Origin of the sequence: Streptomyces sp. NPDC001093, from assembly GCF_040298985.1 — a bacterium.
In the GTDB taxonomy this organism is placed as follows: domain Bacteria; phylum Actinomycetota; class Actinomycetes; order Streptomycetales; family Streptomycetaceae; genus Streptomyces.
The window spans coordinates 1-1451 of sequence record NZ_JBEPBF010000291.1 but is presented as its reverse complement, the minus strand read 5'-3'; the positions used below and the strand labels follow the sequence as shown (position 1 = coordinate 1451).

Annotated in this window: 1 protein-coding gene; it reads right to left on the bottom strand. The window is 67.3% G+C overall.

The genetic code is table 11. From position 1 onward, the window contains the following. Window positions 1-24: 24 nt before the first annotated feature. Entirely contained in the window at window positions 25-1218 is a 1194-nt protein-coding gene (locus tag ABT288_RS49935) for an IS110 family RNA-guided transposase (RefSeq protein ID WP_351623450.1), read from the bottom strand. Window positions 1219-1451 lie beyond the last annotated feature (233 nt).

The window sequence follows — 1451 nt, the reverse complement described above, 5'->3', positions numbered from 1 at the left end:
GTGACTGATTCCCAATCGTCCTTGTCAAGCTGGCTGGGGCGGCTCGGGGGCCCAGTGCCGTTGATCCCGGATGAGAGCCCATAGGACGTCGAGCCGACGGCGAGCGAGTGCGAGGATCGCCTGCTTGTGGCTCTTGCCCTCGTTCCTCTTGCGGTCGTAGAACGTCTTCGACGTAGGGCAGAAGCGCGCGGCGATCTGGGCCGAGAGGTAGAAGACGCGCAGGAGCCGGCGATGGTAGCGATGTGGTCGGCGCATGTTTCCGCTGATCCGGCCTGAGTCCCGTGGGACCGGCGCGAGACCGGCGACTCCGGCAAGCCGTCCCGTGCTGCCGAAGGCGTCCATGTCCCCTCCGGTGCAGGCAATGAACTCTGCCCCCAGCAACGGACCCATTCCGGGCATGCTGACGATCACTTCCGCGTCGCGATGCTCACGGAAGCGGGCCGCGATCTGCAGATCGATGTCGGCGATCTCCTCGTCCAGCGCCAGCACGGCCTTGGCCAGGGTGCAGACCACAGCTGCGGCCGTGGCCTCCCCGGCGACGGCGGTGTGCTGGGCCTGCGCCGCGGCCGCTGCAGCGTCCGCCAGGGCCTGGGCGCCGCGAACCCTGCGGTTCTTCAACCAACTCGTCAGCCGGCTCGCACCGATCCGGCGCAGGGCTGCTGGCGTCTGGTAGCCGGTCAGCAGCGTGAGGGCGCCTTTGGACGCGGCGTAGTCGAACGCCCGCTCCAGAGCGGGGAAGTACTCCAGCAGCTGAGCCCGCAGGCGGTTGATGGCCCGCGTGCGGTCGGCCGCCAGGTCATAGCGGCGAGCGGTGAGGATCTTCAGGTCCACCGCGATCTCGTCCCAGTCCTGCAGGGGCTGCAGGTCCCGGCGCATCCGTGCCTGGTCGGCGATGACGTAAGCGTCCTTGGCATCGGTCTTGCCGTCCCCGCGGTAGCTGTGGGAGGCATGGTGAACGGTGCGGCCAGGGATGTAGAGAAGCCGTTGACCGTGACTGGTGAGCAAAGCGATCAGCAGGGCGGCTCCGCCCGCGTTCAGATCGACTGCCCAGGTCACCGGGTCGTCCTCGGCCAGTGCACGGACGTCGCCTATCAGCTCCAGCAGCTCAGCCTCGTTGTTCGGTACTCGGCGCGAGAGCACCTTCGTTCCGTCCGTGTCGATCACCGTGCAGTGGTGCGCGGCCTTGCCGGCATCCGTCCCCGCCCAGAGCTCGGGCACCCGAGCCTCCCTCGCCGATCGGTTGATTGGTCCCTGCAGACGACCACGCCGACGTGTCCTTACGAAGCGATTTCTGTTCGCTCATCCCAATGAGTGGCCGTGTCGTCGCGGGGCACTGGGCGGCCTATCAGTCAAAGCCACACGTACGGCATGAGCGCTTTCAGCCACACCCAGGCCCCTGGGTCTGCCGATCGTACGAAGGACCGGAATCAACCCGCCCACAAGGTAAGGAG